The following is a 14952-nucleotide window of genomic DNA, read 5'->3' as shown; positions in this document are numbered from 1 at the left end:
GGCCGCGCCGACGAAGTCTTCAGGCCCCGTACGAAGTGTCCCAATACACCTCGTGCGGGGCCTGTTTCATACCCGCGGCAAAGCTGTGGAATCTCGGAACTGAACGGTCAGCCCGGCTCGGACGGCGAGCACGACGAGCTGGGCGCGCGAACGGGCGTTGAGCTTGCCCATCGCCCTCGCCACGTGGGTGCGGACGGTGGCCGGGGACAGGAACAGCGCCTCGGCTATCTCGCCGTTGGACCTGCCGGTGGCCACCCACGCGGTGATCTCCCGCTCCCGGCCGGTGAGGGTGTCCAGGCCGTCGACGGCGGCGGGCGCCGTCCAGCGCTGCGCGAACGTGGACACCATCAGGCGGGTCACCGAAGGGGACAGCAGCGCCTCGCCGGCCGCCACGACCCGGATCGCGTGCACGAGTTCGGTGGGTGCGCTGTCCTTGAGGATGAAGCCGCTGGCCCCGGCGCCGAGTGCCTCGAACACGTACTGGTCGATCTCGAACGTGGTGACCACGATGACCCGCACCTGGCGCAACGCCGGATCGGCGGCGAGGCGGCGCAGTACCTCCAGCCCGTCCATGCCGGGCATCCGGATGTCCAGCAGCATCACGTCGGCGGGGCTGTGGGCCAGCCGGGTGAGTGCCTGCTGCCCGTTGCCGGCCTCACCGACCACCCGCATGTCGTCCTCACGGTCGACGAGCACCCGCAGTCCCATCCGGACCAGCTGATGGTCGTCGACCAGCAGCACCCGGATCATCGGGGCACCTCCGGCGCGGGCAACCAGGCCACGACCTGGAATCCGCCGCCGTCACGGGGGCCGGCGGCCAACCGGCCGTCCAGGTCCTCGACCCGGCGGCGCATCCCGGCCAGCCCACGGCCGACCGGCGCCCCGGCGGTGGCGATCATGCTGGTGCCACGGTCGGTCACCCGGACTCGAACGTGCCGTTCGCCCCGGTGGATCGCGACCTCGGCCTGAGTGGGGCCGGCGTGGCGCAGCACGTTGGTCAACGCCTCCTGCACCACCCGGTACACGGTGGCGCCCAGCGGCTCGGGCAGGTCGGCGGGACCGTCGGCGACCACCTCCACCGGCAGGCCACCGGCACGGACCTGCTGGACGAGGCCGGCGAGACCGGCGACACCGGCCGGGTCGGCGGGCCGGGGGGAACGGGGGTGGAAGGTGTCCAGCATCCGGCGCAGGTCGGCGAGCGCGGCGGTGCTGGTCTCCTGGATGGCTTCCAGGGAGAGCCGGGCCTGGTCCCGCTGCTCGTCGAAGACCAGTAGCGCGACTCCGGCCTGCATGGTGACCAGCGCGAAGCCGTGGCCGGCGATGTCGTGCACCTCGCCGGCGAGCCGCATCCGTTCCTCGAGCGCGGTGCGGGCGATCAGGTCCCGGCGGGCCCGTCGGCGGGCCGCGTCCGTCACGTGGATCAGCGCGCCGAGTGACCACGGCAGCACGATCCAGCCGGTCCAGGCCAGTGCCAGCAGCACCGGGGTGTGCCCGTCGCCGATCAGCCTGAGCAGGAGGGCCGCCGAGGAGATCACCGCCGCCAGCCCGCCGGCCGTCGCCGACACGGTCAGTGGACGCTGCCGGGCCACCTCGAACACCGTGATCACCAGGCACAGCAACACCGGCCCGTAGGGGTATCCGGCCAGCAGGTAGGCGTTGACCAGCAGCACCGCGCCGGTCAACGCAGCCAACGGCGTGGTCCGCCGCGGGACCGCGGTCACGGCTGCGGCCGCCACCAGCAGCACCAGGCCGGCCACGTCCAGGGGGCGGGATCGGTCGGTCTGCCCGGGGGAGGCGGCCATCGTGCCGGCGACCACGGCCACCGCGAGCGCGGCGCCGAGCACCACGTCCGACCACGCCGGACGCGCCAGCCGATCGCCGAACACCGCCACCATGCCGCCCAGCCTGCCCGCCGGCGGGCGGCGGCACATCAGCGTCGCGGCGACACCTGGCTACGTCAGCTGACGTAGTCACGCGACGCGAAGGCCGCTCTGCGTCCGACGCGGTCGGCGTCCGGCTGAGCCGACCATGGCAGTCGTTCGATCCGGCACCTGAAGGAGATCTGGCCATGGCAGAGCAAACCCGGGCGGCATGGACGGCGATCGGCAGGGCCACCGGCCGGCACCGTTCGCTGCTGATCGCCACCTGCGCCGCACTGGTGCTGGCCGCCATCGCCGACGAATCGACCGGTTACGACGGACCTGGCCCGTTCCTCTACCCGGCGGTCGCCGTGGTCGTGGCGTTGGCCCGAGGGCGGTACACCCCGTTGCTGGCCGCGGTCATGAGCGCCCTCTTCCTCTACGGCGGGTTCGCGTCGCCCCAGTTCACGTCCACGCTGACCCACCCGTCGGCGGTCTTCGACTTCACCGCCGGCTGGGTGCAGGTGCTCAGTTTCGTCGCCGCCGCGGTCTTCGCGGTGGCCTCGGTCATCCGCGCCACCCCAACCCGTTGACCCCATTTGTGAAGGAGTTCGTCATGTTCCCTCTGCGCCGGCTCAACCGAAGCACGCTCATCGCGTTCGCCGGGCTGCTCATCGGCATCCTCGGGCTGCTGATCCAGTGGGCCGCCGACCCGGCGAAGTTCGCGAACGGGGAGAAGTCCTTCGGCTTCTCCGCCTTCCCGCCGGGCATCCTGTTCATCGTGGCGGCCGGGCTGCTGATGCTGGTCACCTCCCGCTGGTGGTGGCACCCGGTCTTCGGCGTGCTCATCGCGTTCTGGATCGTCGTTGTCGGCGCCCTGGCCAACCAGCTGACGCCCAACCTGTTGTCGCACAACCCGGGCACGGTCGCCGGAAACGTCGTCATGGTCGGTGGGCTCGTCACCGCCGGTGTCGCCGGGGTGATCGGCATGGTCAGGACGCGGCGTGGCCGCCGGGCGAAGCCGGTTCCCTCGGCGCCGGTCAGGTGAGCGTGCCCGGTCCGTCCCCGGTGCGAAGATCCGCCGCGGGCACACCGCCCGCCGCAGGCCGGGACCGGAACGGAGGAGTGGGCAGAACCACGTCGCGTCCGCCGTTTATCGGCTTGACACCCCTTACACTTGACTTGGCCTGACCACGTCTTCCTGGGAGCACCTCGGTGGTTTCCGACCCGTCCAGCACTGATCAGCCCGACCCGGAACCTCGCGAGGAGTGTGGCGTCTTCGGCGTCTGGGCTCCCGGGGAAGAGGTCGCCAAACTGACCTACTACGGCCTCTACGCCCTGCAGCACCGCGGGCAGGAGGCGGCGGGCATCTCGGTGTCCGACGGCTCGCAGATCGTGGTCTTCAAGGACCTCGGCCTCGTCAGCCAGGTGTTCGACGAGCAGGTGCTGCAGTCGCTGCAGGGCCACATCGCCGTCGGGCACTGCCGTTACTCCACCACCGGCGCGACGATCTGGGAGAACGCGCAGCCGATCTTCCGGACCACCGCCACCGGCAGCGGCCTGTCCTTCGCGCACAACGGCAACCTGGTGAACACCTCGGAGCTGCGTGAGCGCACCATCGCCGCGGGCCTGAAGCCGCACGCCGGGCTCACCGGCTCGTCGAGCGACTCGGACCTGATCTGCGGGCTGCTCGCCGCGAACGCCGCCGACAAGGGCATCGAGGCGGCCGCCATGGAGCTGCTGCCGACGCTCGTCGGCGCGTTCTGCCTGGTCTTCTCCGACGAGAACACGCTGTACGCGGCGCGCGACCCGCACGGCGTGCACCCGCTGGTGCTCGGCCGGCTGGAGCGCGGCTGGGTCGTGGCGAGCGAGACGGCCGCGCTGGACATCTGCGGCGCGTCCTTCGTCCGCGAGGTCGAGCCCGGCGAGCTGATCGCGATCGACGCCTCGGGCCTGCGCTCCTCGCGGTTCGCCAACCCCGATCCCAAGGGCTGCGTCTTCGAGTACGTCTATCTGGCCCGCCCGGACACCTCGATCGCCGGCCGCAGCGTGCACGCCACCCGCGTGGAGATCGGGCGGCGGCTCGCCCTCGAGCACCCGGCCGACGGGGACCTGGTGATGCCCGTGCCGGAGTCCGGCACGCCCGCCGCGATCGGCTACGCGCAGGGCTCAGGCATCCCGTACGGCACCGGCCTGGTGAAAAACGCCTACGTCGGGCGCACGTTCATCCAGCCGTCGCAGACCATCCGCCAGCTGGGCATCCGGCTCAAGCTGAACCCGCTGCGCGACGTCATCCGCGGCAAGCGCCTGGTGGTGGTGGACGACTCCATCGTCCGCGGCAACACCCAGCGCGCGCTCGTCCGCATGCTGCGGGAGGCGGGCGCGCTGGAGGTGCACGTCCGGATCGCGTCGCCGCCGGTGCGGTGGCCGTGCTTCTACGGCATCGACTTCGCCTCACGGGCCGAGCTGGTGGCCAACGGCGTCGACCTCGACGGCATCCGCCGCTCCATCGGGGCCGACTCGCTGGGCTACATCTCGCTCGACGGCCTCGTCGCGGCGTCGGAGCAGCCGAAGACGCGCCTGTGCACGGCGTGCTTCTCCGGCGAGTACCCGATCGCGCTGCCCGACGACGCGCTGATCGGCAAGCACCTGCTCGAGAGCATGGACGCGGTCAATGGCGCGGCGACCCCGGTCAGCCCCGCGGGGTACGGTGCCGAAGACGCCGTCCGGCGTCCCTAGTCACAGCTTGTCCAAGAGGGAGTCCGCTTCCGTGAGCGAGTCCACGAGCGCCACGTACGCCGCCGCCGGAGTCAGTATCGACGCCGGTGACCAAGCCGTCGAGCTGCTCAAGCCACACGCCGAGCGCGCCACGCGACCAGAGGTCCGCGGCGGGGTCGGCGGCTTCGCCGGGCTCTTCTCGCTCAAGCTCGACCGGTGGAAGGAACCGGTGCTCGCGTCGTCCACCGACGGCGTCGGCACCAAGATCGCCGTCGCGCAGGCGCTGGACAAGCACGACACCGTGGGCATCGACCTGGTCGCCATGGTGGTCGACGACCTCGTGGTCACCGGGGCCGAGCCGCTGTTCCTGCAGGACTACATCGCCGTCGGCAAGGTGGTGCCGGAGAAGATCGCGGCACTGGTCGGCGGCATCGCCGAGGGCTGCGTGCAGGCCGGCTGCGCGCTGCTCGGCGGCGAGACGGCCGAGCACCCCGGCCTGATGGGCGAGCACGACTACGACATGTCGGCCACCGGCGTCGGCGTCGTCGAGGCGTCCGCGCTGCTCGGCCCGGAGCGGGTGCGCCCCGGCGACGTGGTGCTGGCCATGGGTGCGTCCGGCCTGCACTCCAACGGCTACTCGCTGGCCCGGCACGTGCTGCTGGACATCGCGCGCATGCCGCTGGACGGGCACGTCGAGGAGTTCGGCCGCACTCTCGGCGAGGAGATGCTGGAGCCGACGCGGATCTACGCCAAGGACTGCCTGGCGCTGGCCGCCGAGACCGAGGTGCGCACGTTCGCGCACATCACCGGCGGCGGCCTGGAGGCCAACCTCGCGCGTGTGATGCCGCGGGGCCTGGTCGCCCGGCTGGAGCGCGGGACCTGGACGCCGGCGCCGGTGTTCGCGCTGGTCGGGCAACGCGGCAAGGTCGAGCGGGCGGAGCTGGAGAAGACGTTCAACATGGGCGTCGGCATGGTCGCGATCGTCTCGGCCGAGGACGTCGACCGGGCGCTGGCCGTGCTGACCGCGCGGCACGTGCCGTCCTGGATCCTCGGCGACGTGCAGCCGGCGGAGGACCCGGACGGCCCGCGCGCCGTGCTGTCGGGGGACCACCCGCGCTTTTAGAAACGCGGTTGCCGCCTCCTGTCAGACTGGACGGGTGGCAGAGGACGTGGTGATCGGCTCCCGGTTCGTGGTACCCGGGGCCGAGCTGAGCGAGCGCTTCTCCCGGTCGTCCGGACCGGGCGGGCAGGGCGTGAACACCACGGACTCGCGGGTCGAGCTGTCGTTCGACGTGGCCGGCTCGGCGGTGATCCCGCCGGTGCTCAAGGAGCGCATCCTGGCGCGGCTTTCGGGGCGGCTGGTCGACGGCGTGCTGACCATCGCCGCCAGCGAGCACCGCTCCCAGCTGATGAACCGGGACGCGGCGCGCGAGCGGCTGGCCGCGGCGCTGCTGGCGGCCTCCGCGCCGCCGCCGGCCAAACGGCGTCCCACCAAGCCCTCCCGGGGCTCGAAGGAACGCCGCCTGGCCGCGAAGAAACGCCGTGGCGACGTGAAACGCGGCCGCGGCGGCCGCTTCGACGACTGACTGCTCGTGAGTGTTTATGACGGTTCTAACCGTCATAAACACTCACGACTAGCTCAGCGAGAGGTGCACGCACTCGCCCGCGGGCCGGTAGCCGACGCGGCGGTACACCGTGGCGATGCCCTCGTCCCCGGGGGTGAGGAAGGCCGTGTGCGCGCCTTGTTCGTGTACCAACCGCGTGAGGTGCGCCGCGATGGCCGAAGCGATGCCGCGGTGCCGGTAAGCGGCGGCGACGGCGATGCCCGCGATCTCGGCGGTGCCGTCGACGACTTCCAGCGCCACGCCGCCACCGATGATCTCGCCAGTGGCCGTGTCTTCGACGAGCACAGCCCGCTCGCCGAACGCACTCGTGCTGGCCACCTCGGCGTCGGACACGTCCGGGGACTCCCCGTAGGCCACGTTCTGCGCCGAACGCAAGCCGCGCACGTCGGCCTCGGTCAGCGGAGCCCGCAGCCCGATGCCGACGGGCGCTGGGCGGTCGAGGAAGTCCTCGGGGACGCACGTCATGAGCGGGATGCGCCGTTCCAGCGCGTAACCCCGTGCGACCAGGAGTTCTTCCAGGTCCGGGGCGGCCTCGGTGAAGAACTCGAGCCGCGGCAGCAGGCCACGGCGGTGGTAGGCCGCGGTCAGTTCCGCGATCTCGGCGGCCGACGCCGTGGCGCCGTCGTCGGGGATCGCGTAGTTGAGCATCGGGTGGTCGGTGTCCCGCGCGAAGGTGGCGAGGAACGGGCCGATGCGTTCGGTTTCACGGCCGCGGGGCGCGGTCGTGCGGACGTAAGCCTGAAGGGCTGACATGAGTGGGATGAACCCTTTCGGGGTCGGAGAAGGAGCGCATGCACAGAGCACGCGCTAGGGGCGACGCAGATGAGTTCGCGTCAGGCCTGGCCTCGGCCGACGCGGGCAGCGACGGCATACATTGGCATTCCTTCGTCCGAAACGGGTTTGTCCCGAGTCTGGCACCTGGGGCAAGCGGTTTTCAGCGCCGCTCGGGATGGCCGGCCCCGGCGTAGCGCGCGTCCCAGACCGAGCGGGGCACGCGCATCCGCAGCGTCGGCGACTCGCAGACGGTCCGCCGCACCTGGCGCGGGATCGGCGGCGGCGCCGGCGGGAGGTCGAGCCAGCGCCAGCCGCGCCGGGTCAGCGCCGCGCCGATCGTGGCGCCGAGGGTGTTGAGCAGGACGTCGTCGGTGGAGCTGACGCGGCCGGAGTGGATCACGAACTGCATGGCCTCCACCAGCACGGACGCGGCCATCGCGGTCAGCGCGATCCGGCTGAGTGAGCGCAGCCGCCGCACCCGGATCGGGAGCAGCGCGCCCAGTGGGCACAGCATCAGGAGGTTGCCGATGACCTGCCAGAGCGAGCCGTCGTCGGCCAGCGCGGCGGACAGGTCGGCGCCGGGGACCAGGTCGAGGGTGCTCGTGTCGGCGTCGCCGACGGGCATCACCACCAGGAAGACCACCAGGACGCCCAGCGTCGCGGTGGAGACGTCGACGGCTGCGGTCGCGGAGGCGTGGCGGATGCCGGTTCTTCGCCGCCTCCTCGCCGTGAGCAATGGCCAGCTGATCAGCGCGTAGGGCAGCGCGATGGCCGTCAACGGGATCATCCCCCAGAAAGCGCGCAGCAGAGCACCCATGCGCTTCCCTTCTCAGAGCCCCTCTGAACTGCTTCTTCCCGCCCTCCCAAGATCAACCATCGCATTGCAAGATCCACTTGGCATGCCCAGTGGCCAGCACTATTCGGTGATCTTCCGGTGGCGCGAAACGGCTTCCCGTGGTTCGGTCGAGGCGCGGACCGTCCACAGTGGATGCTGTGGACAACCCTGTGGAAGGATTTCGGGCGCTTAGGCGAAAGCCTTATTTCACAACAGAAATTAGCGAGGACGGCCTGTGTACTACTCGGCGAGCTCGCGGGCCCGTTCGATGATCGAGGACAGGTGCAGGCCCCGCCGGACGTCGCACGGGTGAGTGGTGGTGCCGCTCGCGATCATCGCGGCGAAGTCATCCAGCAGTGCGGTGTAGGACTCCCCGGCTGTGCCCGCTTTGCGTCCGAGTGTCCGGTATCCCTGCTCGCCGTAGACGGCGATCTCGACCACGGTGGGCTGAACCGGCAGGTGCAGCGAGAGCGTCGCGGTGCTCGTCGCGCCACCCTCGTGGGCCAGCAGCAGCTGCCAGAGGTCACCCTCGGCGCGGTGGGCCGCGAGCACGTCGGTGATCCGGCCGAGTGCGGCGTCGAGCAGGTCGAACGCGTGCGGGCCGATGTCCGCGAGCGCGCCGCCCGTGGTGTCCTGGCGCCAGGCCGAAGCCGCGTACTGGCCGCCGAGCAGCGCGCCCGACAGCCAGCGGGCGCCGCCGCCGCGCCAGCCACCGGCGCGGGTGATGTCCTCGAGCCACTCGCGGGTCTGGGTGGAGAACCGCAGGGTGAGCATGACCAGCGACGCGACGTTGTTCGCGGCCACGGCGTCGGCCAGCCGCTGCGCGCCGGCCAGGTCGGCGGCGATCGGCTTCTCCAGGATCAGGTGCTTGCCCGCCTCGGCGGCCTTGACCGCCAGCTCGGCCTGCACGGCGGGCGGGACGGCGAACGCCAGCGCGTCGACCTGCGAGAACAGCTCGTCGAGGTCGTCGGTGCCGATCGCCCCGTGCGCGTCGGCCAGCTCCTTCGCGGCGCCGGCCCGGCGGGCCCAGACGGCGGCGAGCGTTGTCCCAGGATGGTCGGCCAGCCCGGGCGCGTGCACCGTGGTCGCCCACGGACCGGTTCCGACGAGTCCGACGCGCAGCTGTCCGAGTCCCACGCCCGGAAGTGTAGGTGTGTCCGCTGTCGCTTCCTGCGGGTCCCTCCGGTGGGTTAACGTCAGTGCGTTCTACGCCACGAACGGGGGAAGCCGGTGCGAGTCCGGCGCTGACCCGCAACCGTGATCGGCCTGGCCAAGGCCGTGAGCCGGATCGCCCGCCGTGGTCCGACTCGATGCGAGGTTCGTCAACCGATGTCTGTCACTTCGCTCGCCTGGGGGCGAGTTCTGGCCGCGTGCGCGCTGCTGTCCACCGTCGGCCTGGCCGGGGCCGGCCCCGCCGCCGCGACTGTGCCCGGGAAGGGCACCGCCGGCTACTGCCCGGACGCCACCGGCGTCACCGTGATCGTCGACTACCAGGACCTCGGCGGTGACACGCTCATCCGCTGCGCGCCCGGACCGCAGGAGAACGGCGTCACGGCCATGCAGAACGCGGGCCTGGACCTGGCCGGCGCCGGCAAGTACGGCCTGGCCCTGGTCTGCAAGATCGAGGGCAAGCCCGCCGACCAGTCGTGCACCGGGATGCCGCCGGAGAGCGCGTCGTGGAGCTTCTGGACCGCCACGAACGGCGGCAAGTGGGAGTCGAGCCAGGTCGGCGCGCAGGGCTGGAAGCCGCCGGCGGGCAGTTTCGAGGGCTGGTCGTTCGCGCACAACAAGGCGTTCGCGGACTACCCGCCGCCGCGGACCGCGCCCGTCCGGCAGGCGAACGCCCCGGCCCCGGCGCCGGCCGACCCGTCCGCGTCGGACAGCGGTTTCCCGTGGGGGCTGGTGATCGGCATCGTGGTGATCGTGGCGATCGCGGCCGCCGGAGTGGTGACCGGGCTGCGGCGCAGGCGTGGCGCGGACCGCTCGTGAGCCGCGCGGCCGGTCGCGGGTCCCGCTGACCGGGAACCCCCGCGCGCTGCACCCCGGCGCGTGGTGGGTGTGGGCGCTCGCGCTCGCCGTCGCCGCGAGCCGGACCACGAACCCGCTGCTGCTCGGCCTGGTGATCGCGGTGGCCGGGTTCGTGGTCGCCAACCGGCGCACGGACGCACCCTGGGCGCTCGCCTTCCGGCTGTACGCCTACATCGGCGCGGTGATCGTGGTGTCGCGCGTGCTGTTCCGGATCCTCATCGGCGGCGAGGACGGCGGGCACGTGCTGTTCACGCTGCCGACCATCCCGCTGCCCGCGGCCGCCGCGGGGATCACGCTGCTCGGCCCGACGTCGGCCGAGGAGCTGCTGGGCGGCTTCTACGACGGGCTGCGGCTCGCCGCGATCGTGCTCTGCGTCGGCGCCGCGAACGCGCTGGCGAACCCGAAACGCCTGCTCAAGGCCGTTCCCGGGGCGTTGTACGAGGTGGGCACGGCCGTCACGGTCGCGCTCTCGGTGGCGCCGCAGCTGGTGGAGAGCGTGCAGCGGGTGCGACGCGCGCGGCGGTTGCGAGCGGGACGTTCGCGCGGCTTCCGCGTCGTGAAGGGGATTTTCGTGCCGGTGCTCGCGGACGCGATGGACCGCTCGCTCCTGCTCGCCGCCGCGATGGACTCGCGGGGCTACGGGCGGCGGGGTTACCTCGCGCCGCGGGTGCGCGCGGTGATCGCGGTGTGTGTGCTCGCCGGGATGATCGGCGTCGCCGTCGGGGTGTACGGCGTGCTCGACGGGACGTCGACCTGGCTCGGCATCCCGATGCTGGCGGCCGGGCTGGTGGTGGCGGGGGCGGGGTTCGTGCTCGGCGGCCGTCGCGTCCGGCGCACGGCGTACCGGCCCGACCCGTGGCGGCTGCCTGAAACGCTGGTGGTGCTGTGCGGGGTCGGCGCGTGCGCGCTGCTGTTCGCGGCCGGGCCGTCCGGGCTGTACCCGTCCGGGCTGGAGTGGCCGTCGCTGCCGGTCCTGCCGGTGTTGTCCGTGCTGATCGGGGCGCTGCCCGCCTGGCTGGCGCCGCGTCCCGTGCCGTTGCTGGAGGTCGCCCGGTGATCGAGTTCTCCCACGTCGGGGTCACTTACGACGGTACCGCGCGGCCCGTCCTGTCCGATGTGGACCTCGTGGTGGAGGAGGGCGAGCTGTGCCTCGTCGCGGGGCGAACGGGTGTCGGCAAGTCGACTTTCCTCGGCGCGATCAACGGGCTCGTCCCGCATTTCACCGGCGGCCGGCTGACCGGGCGCGTGCGCGTGGCCGGGCTGGACACGGAGACGCACCCGCCGCGTGAGCTGGCGTCCGTGGTGGGGGTGGTCGGGCAGGACCCGCTGGCGGGGTTCGTCACGGACACCGTCGAGGAGGAGCTGGCGTACGGCATGGAGCAGCTGGCCGTGGCGCCGGACGTGATGCGCAAGCGCGTCGAGGAGACGCTGGACCTGCTGGGCGTCGCGGACCTGCGTTACCGTCCACTTCGGACTCTTTCCGGCGGGCAGCAGCAGCGCGTGGCGATCGGCTCCGTGCTCACGGCGCACCCACGGGTGCTGGTGCTGGACGAGCCGACGTCCGCGCTCGACCCGACGGCGGCCGAGGAGGTGCTGGCCGCGATCACGCGGCTGGTGCACGACCTGGGGACCACGGTGGTCGTCGCGGAGCACCGGATGGAGCGCGTCGCGCAGTACGCCGACCGCGTGCTGTACCTGCCCGGCGACGGCTCGGTGGTCTCCGGCCCGCCCGCTGAGGTGTTCGCCTTCGCGGACGTCGCGCCGCCGATCGTCGAGCTGGGCCGGCTGGCGGGCTGGTCGCCGCTGCCGCTCTCCGTGCGCGACGCGCGGCGGCTGGCGGGCCCGTTGCGGACGCGGCTGGCTCCGTTTTCGCGCCCGGTTTCCTCGGGGGTTTCCGGCTCCCGGGACTGGGTGGTGCGGGCGTCGGCGGTGCAGGTCCGGTACGGCGACGTGCCGGCCGTGCGCGGGGTGAACCTGCGGCTGGGGCGGGGTGAGGTCGTGGCGCTGATGGGGCGCAACGGATCGGGGAAGTCGTCGCTGCTGTGGGCGCTGCAGGGCAGCGGCCCGCGGTCCGGCGGGACGGTCGACGTCCTGGGCGCGGACCCGGCCCGGCTGAAGCCGCGCGCGGCGCGGGCGCGCGTCGGCCTCGTCCCGCAGAGCCCGGCGGACCTGCTGTACCTGGAGACGGTGGACGCCGAGTGCACGCAGGCGGACAAGGAGTCGTCAGCCGCCCCGGGCACGGCGCGGTCGCTGCTGGACCGGCTCGTCCCCGGCGTCGACGGTGCGCTGAACCCGCGTGACCTGTCGGAGGGGCAGCGGCTGGCGTTGGTGCTGGCGGTGCAGCTGACGGCCGCGCCCCCGGCCCTGCTCCTCGACGAGCCCACCCGAGGCCTCGATTACCCGGCGAAGCGCCACTTCGCGTCGGTGCTCGCTTCGCTCGCTTCGGACGGCCACGCAATCCTCCTGGCCACCCACGACGTGGAGTTCGTCGCGACGACCGCCCACCGCGTAGTGGTCATGGCCGAAGGCGAGGTCGTAGCAGACGGCCCGACGGCGGAGGTCGTCGTGTCGTCACCGGCATTCGCGCCGCAGGTCGCGAAGATCCTGGCCCCGGAGGAATGGCTGACGGTGGACGAGGTCGCTGAGGCGCTGGGTTCATGAGCGGGGTTGGTGCGGGTGGTCTCCTCGCGACTGGGGTGGTTGTCGCGAACGGGCCTTTCGCGACGGTGGCAGCTGTCACGAGTGGTCCTCTCGCGACGGCGGCTGGTGTGAGTGTCCTGTTCGCGACCGCCGCAGCTGACGCGGGTGGTCCCTTCGCGACTGCGGCAGTCACGAACGGTCCGTTCGCGACCATGGGTGCCGCGAACGGCCCGTTCGCGACCGGCGCGGTTGTGGCTGCTCCTTTCGCGACGGCGGCAGCTGTCACGAGTGGTCCTCTCGCGACGGCCGCAGCTGTTGTGAGTGGCCCGTTCACGACCGTGGGCGTCATGAGTGGGCCCCGCGCGACGGCGACTGGTGCGACTGGTCCTTTCGCGCCCAAGGCCGTCGCGAATGGGTCCTTCGCGACGGCGGCTGGTGCGAGTGGTCCCTTCGCGACGGCGGCTGGTGCGAGTGGTCCGTTCACGACCGGCGTGGTTGCGAATGGGCCCTTCGCGACGGCAGTTGGTGCGAGTGTCCTGTTCGCGACCGCCGCAGCCGACGCGAGTGGTCTCTTCGCGACCGCGGCCGTCGCGAGTGGTCCCCTCGCGACAGTGGCCACCGCAGTCCCCAGCCAAGCGCGCCACGCGATCGGGGCGGCCCGATGACCGATTTCCTGCAGCCCGCCGTCCGGATCAGGTGGCGGACCGCGTTGGTGCTGGGGCCGGCGGTGGTGCTGGGACTGGTGATGTTCTGCTGGCCCCTGCTGGTCGGCACCGCACCGGGAACAGAGGGAGCGGCGGGAGCAGCCCAGAGCGCGGCCGGCCACGGAATCGATGCGCCGTTTGTGTTCATGGCCACCCTGCCCGTGCTGATCCTGATCGTGCTGGCCGAGTTGTCGAGCGGGGGGCTGGACTCGAAGGCGTTGGCGCTGCTGGGGGTCCTGTCGGCCGTCGATGCGGCGTTGCGGCCGCTGGGGGCCGGGACGGGCGGGATCGAGCTGGTGTTCTTCCTGCTCGTGCTGGCCGGGCGGGTGTTCGGGGCGGGGTTCGGGTTTGTGCTGGGGGCGACGTCGCTGTTCGCGTCGGCTCTGCTCACCGGTGGGGTCGGGCCGTGGCTGCCGTTCCAGATGCTGGCGTCGTCGCTGGTGGGGATGGGGGCGGGGCTGCTGCCGTCGCGGGTGAAGGGCCGGTGGGAGATCGCGATGCTCTCGGTCTACGGCGTGCTCGCGGCGTACTTCTACGGGCTGGCCATGAGCATGTTCACCTGGCCGTTCCTCGCGGGGACGTCCGCGCTGGACTTCGTGCCCGGCGCGCCGATCGCGGAGAACCTGCACCGCTTCCTGGTCTTCACCGTCCTGACCTCGACGCTCGGCTGGGACACCGGCCGCGCGCTGACCAACCTCGCCGCCATCCTGCTGCTCGGGCCCGCCATCCTGCTGGTCCTGCGCCGCGCCGCGCGGCGGGCCGCGTTCGGGCCGGTCAGCTGAGCCCGTTAGTGCGCGGTGTCCAGGTCGTGGACGGTGAACGGGTTACCCGGCGCCGCGGACGCACCACTGGCGCCCGCGGCGAAGACGAACGTCGGCCGGGGCAACAAAAGTCGTCAGGAGTACGAGTAGAACCCGCGCCCGGTCTTCTTGCCCAGCAGGCCCGCGTCCACCATGCGCAGCAGCAGCGGCGGCGACGAGTACAGCGGCTCCTTGAACTCCGCGTACATCGAGTCCGCGATGGCCTTGATGGTGTCCAGTCCGATCAGGTCGGACAGCCGCAGCGGGCCCATCGGGTGCGCGGTGCCCAGCTCCATGCCGCGGTCGATGTCCTCGGCGGAGGCGAAGCCGGACTCGATCATGCGGATCGCGGACAGCAGGTACGGCACCAGCAGCGAGTTCACGATGAACCCGGCGCGGTCCTGCGACCGGATCACGGTCTTGCTCAACACCTTCGTGGCGTGCTCTTCGGCGCGGCGCGCGGTTTCGTCGCTGGTCAGCAGCGACGGAACCAGCTCGACCAGCGGCAGCACGGGCACGGGGTTGAAGAAATGGATGCCGACCACCTGCTGCGGGCGGGCCGTGGCCATGCCGAGCTTCATGATCGGGATCGAGGAGGTGTTGGACGCGAACACCGCGTCCTCGCGCTCGACGATCTTGTCCAGTTGGCGGAAGACCTCGACCTTGGCCTGCTCCTGCTCGAGGATCGCCTCGATCACCAGGTCGCGGTCGGCGAACTCGCCGATCTCGGTGGTGAACCGCAGCCGGCCGAGCGCCGCGTCGGCGTCCTCGGTGGACAGCTTGCCGTTCTTCACACCGCGCTGCAGCGATTTCTCGATGCGAGCCTTGCCCGCGTCCAGCGCGGGCTGGTTCACCTCGGTGACGATCACGTCCAGGCCGGACCTGGCGTGCACCTCGGCGATGCCGGACCCCATCAGGCCCGCGCCAACCACGCCAACCTGCTGTACGTCGCTCATCGGCTCGCTCCTT

General features: G+C 72.0%; 15 protein-coding genes and 1 riboswitch. Of the genes, 9 read left to right on the top strand and 6 right to left on the bottom strand.

Going from position 1 to position 14952, the window contains the following annotated elements:
* Positions 1-66 precede the first annotated feature (66 nt).
* Both OG943_RS34985 and OG943_RS34980 read right to left on the bottom strand, forming a co-directional pair.
* Positions 67-750 (bottom strand): response regulator transcription factor, encoded by a 684-nt coding sequence (locus OG943_RS34985; protein ID WP_328605199.1) that lies wholly within the window; start codon positions 748-750, stop codon positions 67-69.
* Positions 747-1895, bottom strand: coding sequence for a sensor histidine kinase (locus OG943_RS34980; protein WP_328605198.1), 1149 nt, complete (start codon positions 1893-1895; stop codon positions 747-749). Before OG943_RS34980 ends, OG943_RS34985 begins: the two co-directional genes overlap by 4 nt.
* 173 nt (positions 1896-2068) lie before the next feature.
* Between OG943_RS34980 and OG943_RS34975 the strand changes: the two genes are divergently transcribed.
* The 5 genes from OG943_RS34975 to arfB all read left to right on the top strand — a co-directional run bounded on the left by OG943_RS34975 (position 2069) and on the right by arfB (position 6163).
* Positions 2069-2452, top strand: coding sequence for a hypothetical protein (locus tag OG943_RS34975; RefSeq protein WP_328605197.1), 384 nt, complete (start codon positions 2069-2071; stop codon positions 2450-2452).
* 23 nt (positions 2453-2475) lie between these two features.
* Positions 2476-2907 (top strand): hypothetical protein, encoded by a 432-nt coding sequence (locus tag OG943_RS34970; RefSeq protein WP_328605196.1) that lies wholly within the window; start codon positions 2476-2478, stop codon positions 2905-2907.
* Positions 2908-3074: 167 nt separating this feature from the next.
* Positions 3075-4598 carry an amidophosphoribosyltransferase gene (purF, locus tag OG943_RS34965; protein ID WP_328605195.1) on the top strand — a complete coding sequence of 508 codons (1524 nt, stop codon included), beginning with the start codon at positions 3075-3077 and terminating at the stop codon, positions 4596-4598.
* Between the two features lie 31 nt (positions 4599-4629).
* Entirely contained in the window at positions 4630-5700 is a 1071-nt protein-coding gene (gene purM / locus OG943_RS34960) for a phosphoribosylformylglycinamidine cyclo-ligase (RefSeq protein WP_328605194.1), read from the top strand.
* Between the two features lie 34 nt (positions 5701-5734).
* Positions 5735-6163: an alternative ribosome rescue aminoacyl-tRNA hydrolase ArfB gene (gene arfB, locus OG943_RS34955; RefSeq protein WP_328605193.1), complete on the top strand. Its 429-nt coding sequence runs from the start codon at positions 5735-5737 to the stop codon at positions 6161-6163.
* A 48-nt stretch (positions 6164-6211) separates the two neighbouring features.
* Here the strand turns inward: arfB and OG943_RS34950 are convergent, their stop codons facing one another.
* The 3 genes from OG943_RS34950 to OG943_RS34940 all read right to left on the bottom strand — a co-directional run bounded on the left by OG943_RS34950 (position 6212) and on the right by OG943_RS34940 (position 8948).
* Complete coding sequence (locus tag OG943_RS34950) at positions 6212-6955, bottom strand: GNAT family N-acetyltransferase (RefSeq protein WP_328605192.1); 744 nt, start codon at positions 6953-6955, stop codon at positions 6212-6214.
* Between the two features lie 181 nt (positions 6956-7136).
* Positions 7137-7793, bottom strand: a complete 657-nt coding sequence (locus tag OG943_RS34945; RefSeq protein ID WP_328605191.1) for a VanZ family protein — start codon at positions 7791-7793, stop codon at positions 7137-7139.
* A gap of 258 nt (positions 7794-8051) precedes the next feature.
* Positions 8052-8948 carry a Gfo/Idh/MocA family protein gene (locus tag OG943_RS34940; protein WP_328605190.1) on the bottom strand — a complete coding sequence of 299 codons (897 nt, stop codon included), beginning with the start codon at positions 8946-8948 and terminating at the stop codon, positions 8052-8054.
* A gap of 43 nt (positions 8949-8991) precedes the next feature.
* Positions 8992-9125, top strand: a riboswitch (cobalamin riboswitch).
* A gap of 15 nt (positions 9126-9140) precedes the next feature.
* Here OG943_RS34940 and OG943_RS34935 point away from each other — a divergent pair.
* The 4 genes from OG943_RS34935 (at position 9141) to OG943_RS34920 (ending at position 13965) form a co-directional block, all read left to right on the top strand.
* The gene (locus tag OG943_RS34935; RefSeq protein WP_328605189.1) at positions 9141-9800 is read left to right on the top strand and encodes a hypothetical protein; all 660 of its coding nucleotides are present in this window, start codon (positions 9141-9143) and stop codon (positions 9798-9800) included.
* A 46-nt stretch (positions 9801-9846) separates the two neighbouring features.
* Positions 9847-10896 (top strand): CbiQ family ECF transporter T component, encoded by a 1050-nt coding sequence (locus OG943_RS34930; RefSeq protein WP_328612223.1) that lies wholly within the window; start codon positions 9847-9849, stop codon positions 10894-10896.
* On the top strand, positions 10893-12500 hold the full coding sequence (locus OG943_RS34925) for an ABC transporter ATP-binding protein (protein WP_328605188.1): 1608 nt from the start codon (positions 10893-10895) through the stop codon (positions 12498-12500). Before OG943_RS34930 ends, OG943_RS34925 begins: the two co-directional genes overlap by 4 nt.
* A 640-nt stretch (positions 12501-13140) precedes the next feature.
* Entirely contained in the window at positions 13141-13965 is an 825-nt protein-coding gene (locus OG943_RS34920; RefSeq protein ID WP_328605187.1) for an ECF transporter S component, read from the top strand.
* Between the two features lie 113 nt (positions 13966-14078).
* Here OG943_RS34920 and OG943_RS34915 read toward each other — a convergent pair whose 3' ends face one another.
* The gene (locus tag OG943_RS34915; RefSeq protein WP_328605186.1) at positions 14079-14939 is read right to left on the bottom strand and encodes a 3-hydroxybutyryl-CoA dehydrogenase; all 861 of its coding nucleotides are present in this window, start codon (positions 14937-14939) and stop codon (positions 14079-14081) included.
* Positions 14940-14952: the final 13 nt, after the last annotated feature.

Source organism: Amycolatopsis sp. NBC_00345 (genome assembly GCF_036116635.1).
Classification (GTDB): Bacteria; Actinomycetota; Actinomycetes; order Mycobacteriales; family Pseudonocardiaceae; genus Amycolatopsis.
Note: the sequence above shows the minus strand (reverse complement) of the source record. Positions and strands in the feature narration are given on the sequence as shown.

What these genes read in the sequence shown, in the direction of transcription:
- OG943_RS34985 (WP_328605199.1), bottom strand. Translation starts at nt 750, where the DNA reads ATGATCCGGGTGCTGCTGGTCGACGACCATCAGCTGGTCCGGATGGGA.
- OG943_RS34980 (WP_328605198.1), bottom strand. Translation starts at nt 1,895, where the DNA reads ATGGTGGCGGTGTTCGGCGATCGGCTGGCGCGTCCGGCGTGGTCGGAC.
- OG943_RS34975 (WP_328605197.1), top strand. Translation starts at nt 2,069, where the DNA reads ATGGCAGAGCAAACCCGGGCGGCATGGACGGCGATCGGCAGGGCCACC.
- OG943_RS34970 (WP_328605196.1), top strand. Translation starts at nt 2,476, where the DNA reads ATGTTCCCTCTGCGCCGGCTCAACCGAAGCACGCTCATCGCGTTCGCC.
- OG943_RS34950 (WP_328605192.1), bottom strand. Translation starts at nt 6,955, where the DNA reads ATGTCAGCCCTTCAGGCTTACGTCCGCACGACCGCGCCCCGCGGCCGT.
- OG943_RS34945 (WP_328605191.1), bottom strand. Translation starts at nt 7,793, where the DNA reads ATGGGTGCTCTGCTGCGCGCTTTCTGGGGGATGATCCCGTTGACGGCC.
- OG943_RS34935 (WP_328605189.1), top strand. Translation starts at nt 9,141, where the DNA reads ATGTCTGTCACTTCGCTCGCCTGGGGGCGAGTTCTGGCCGCGTGCGCG.
- OG943_RS34920 (WP_328605187.1), top strand. Translation starts at nt 13,141, where the DNA reads ATGACCGATTTCCTGCAGCCCGCCGTCCGGATCAGGTGGCGGACCGCG.
- OG943_RS34915 (WP_328605186.1), bottom strand. Translation starts at nt 14,939, where the DNA reads ATGAGCGACGTACAGCAGGTTGGCGTGGTTGGCGCGGGCCTGATGGGG.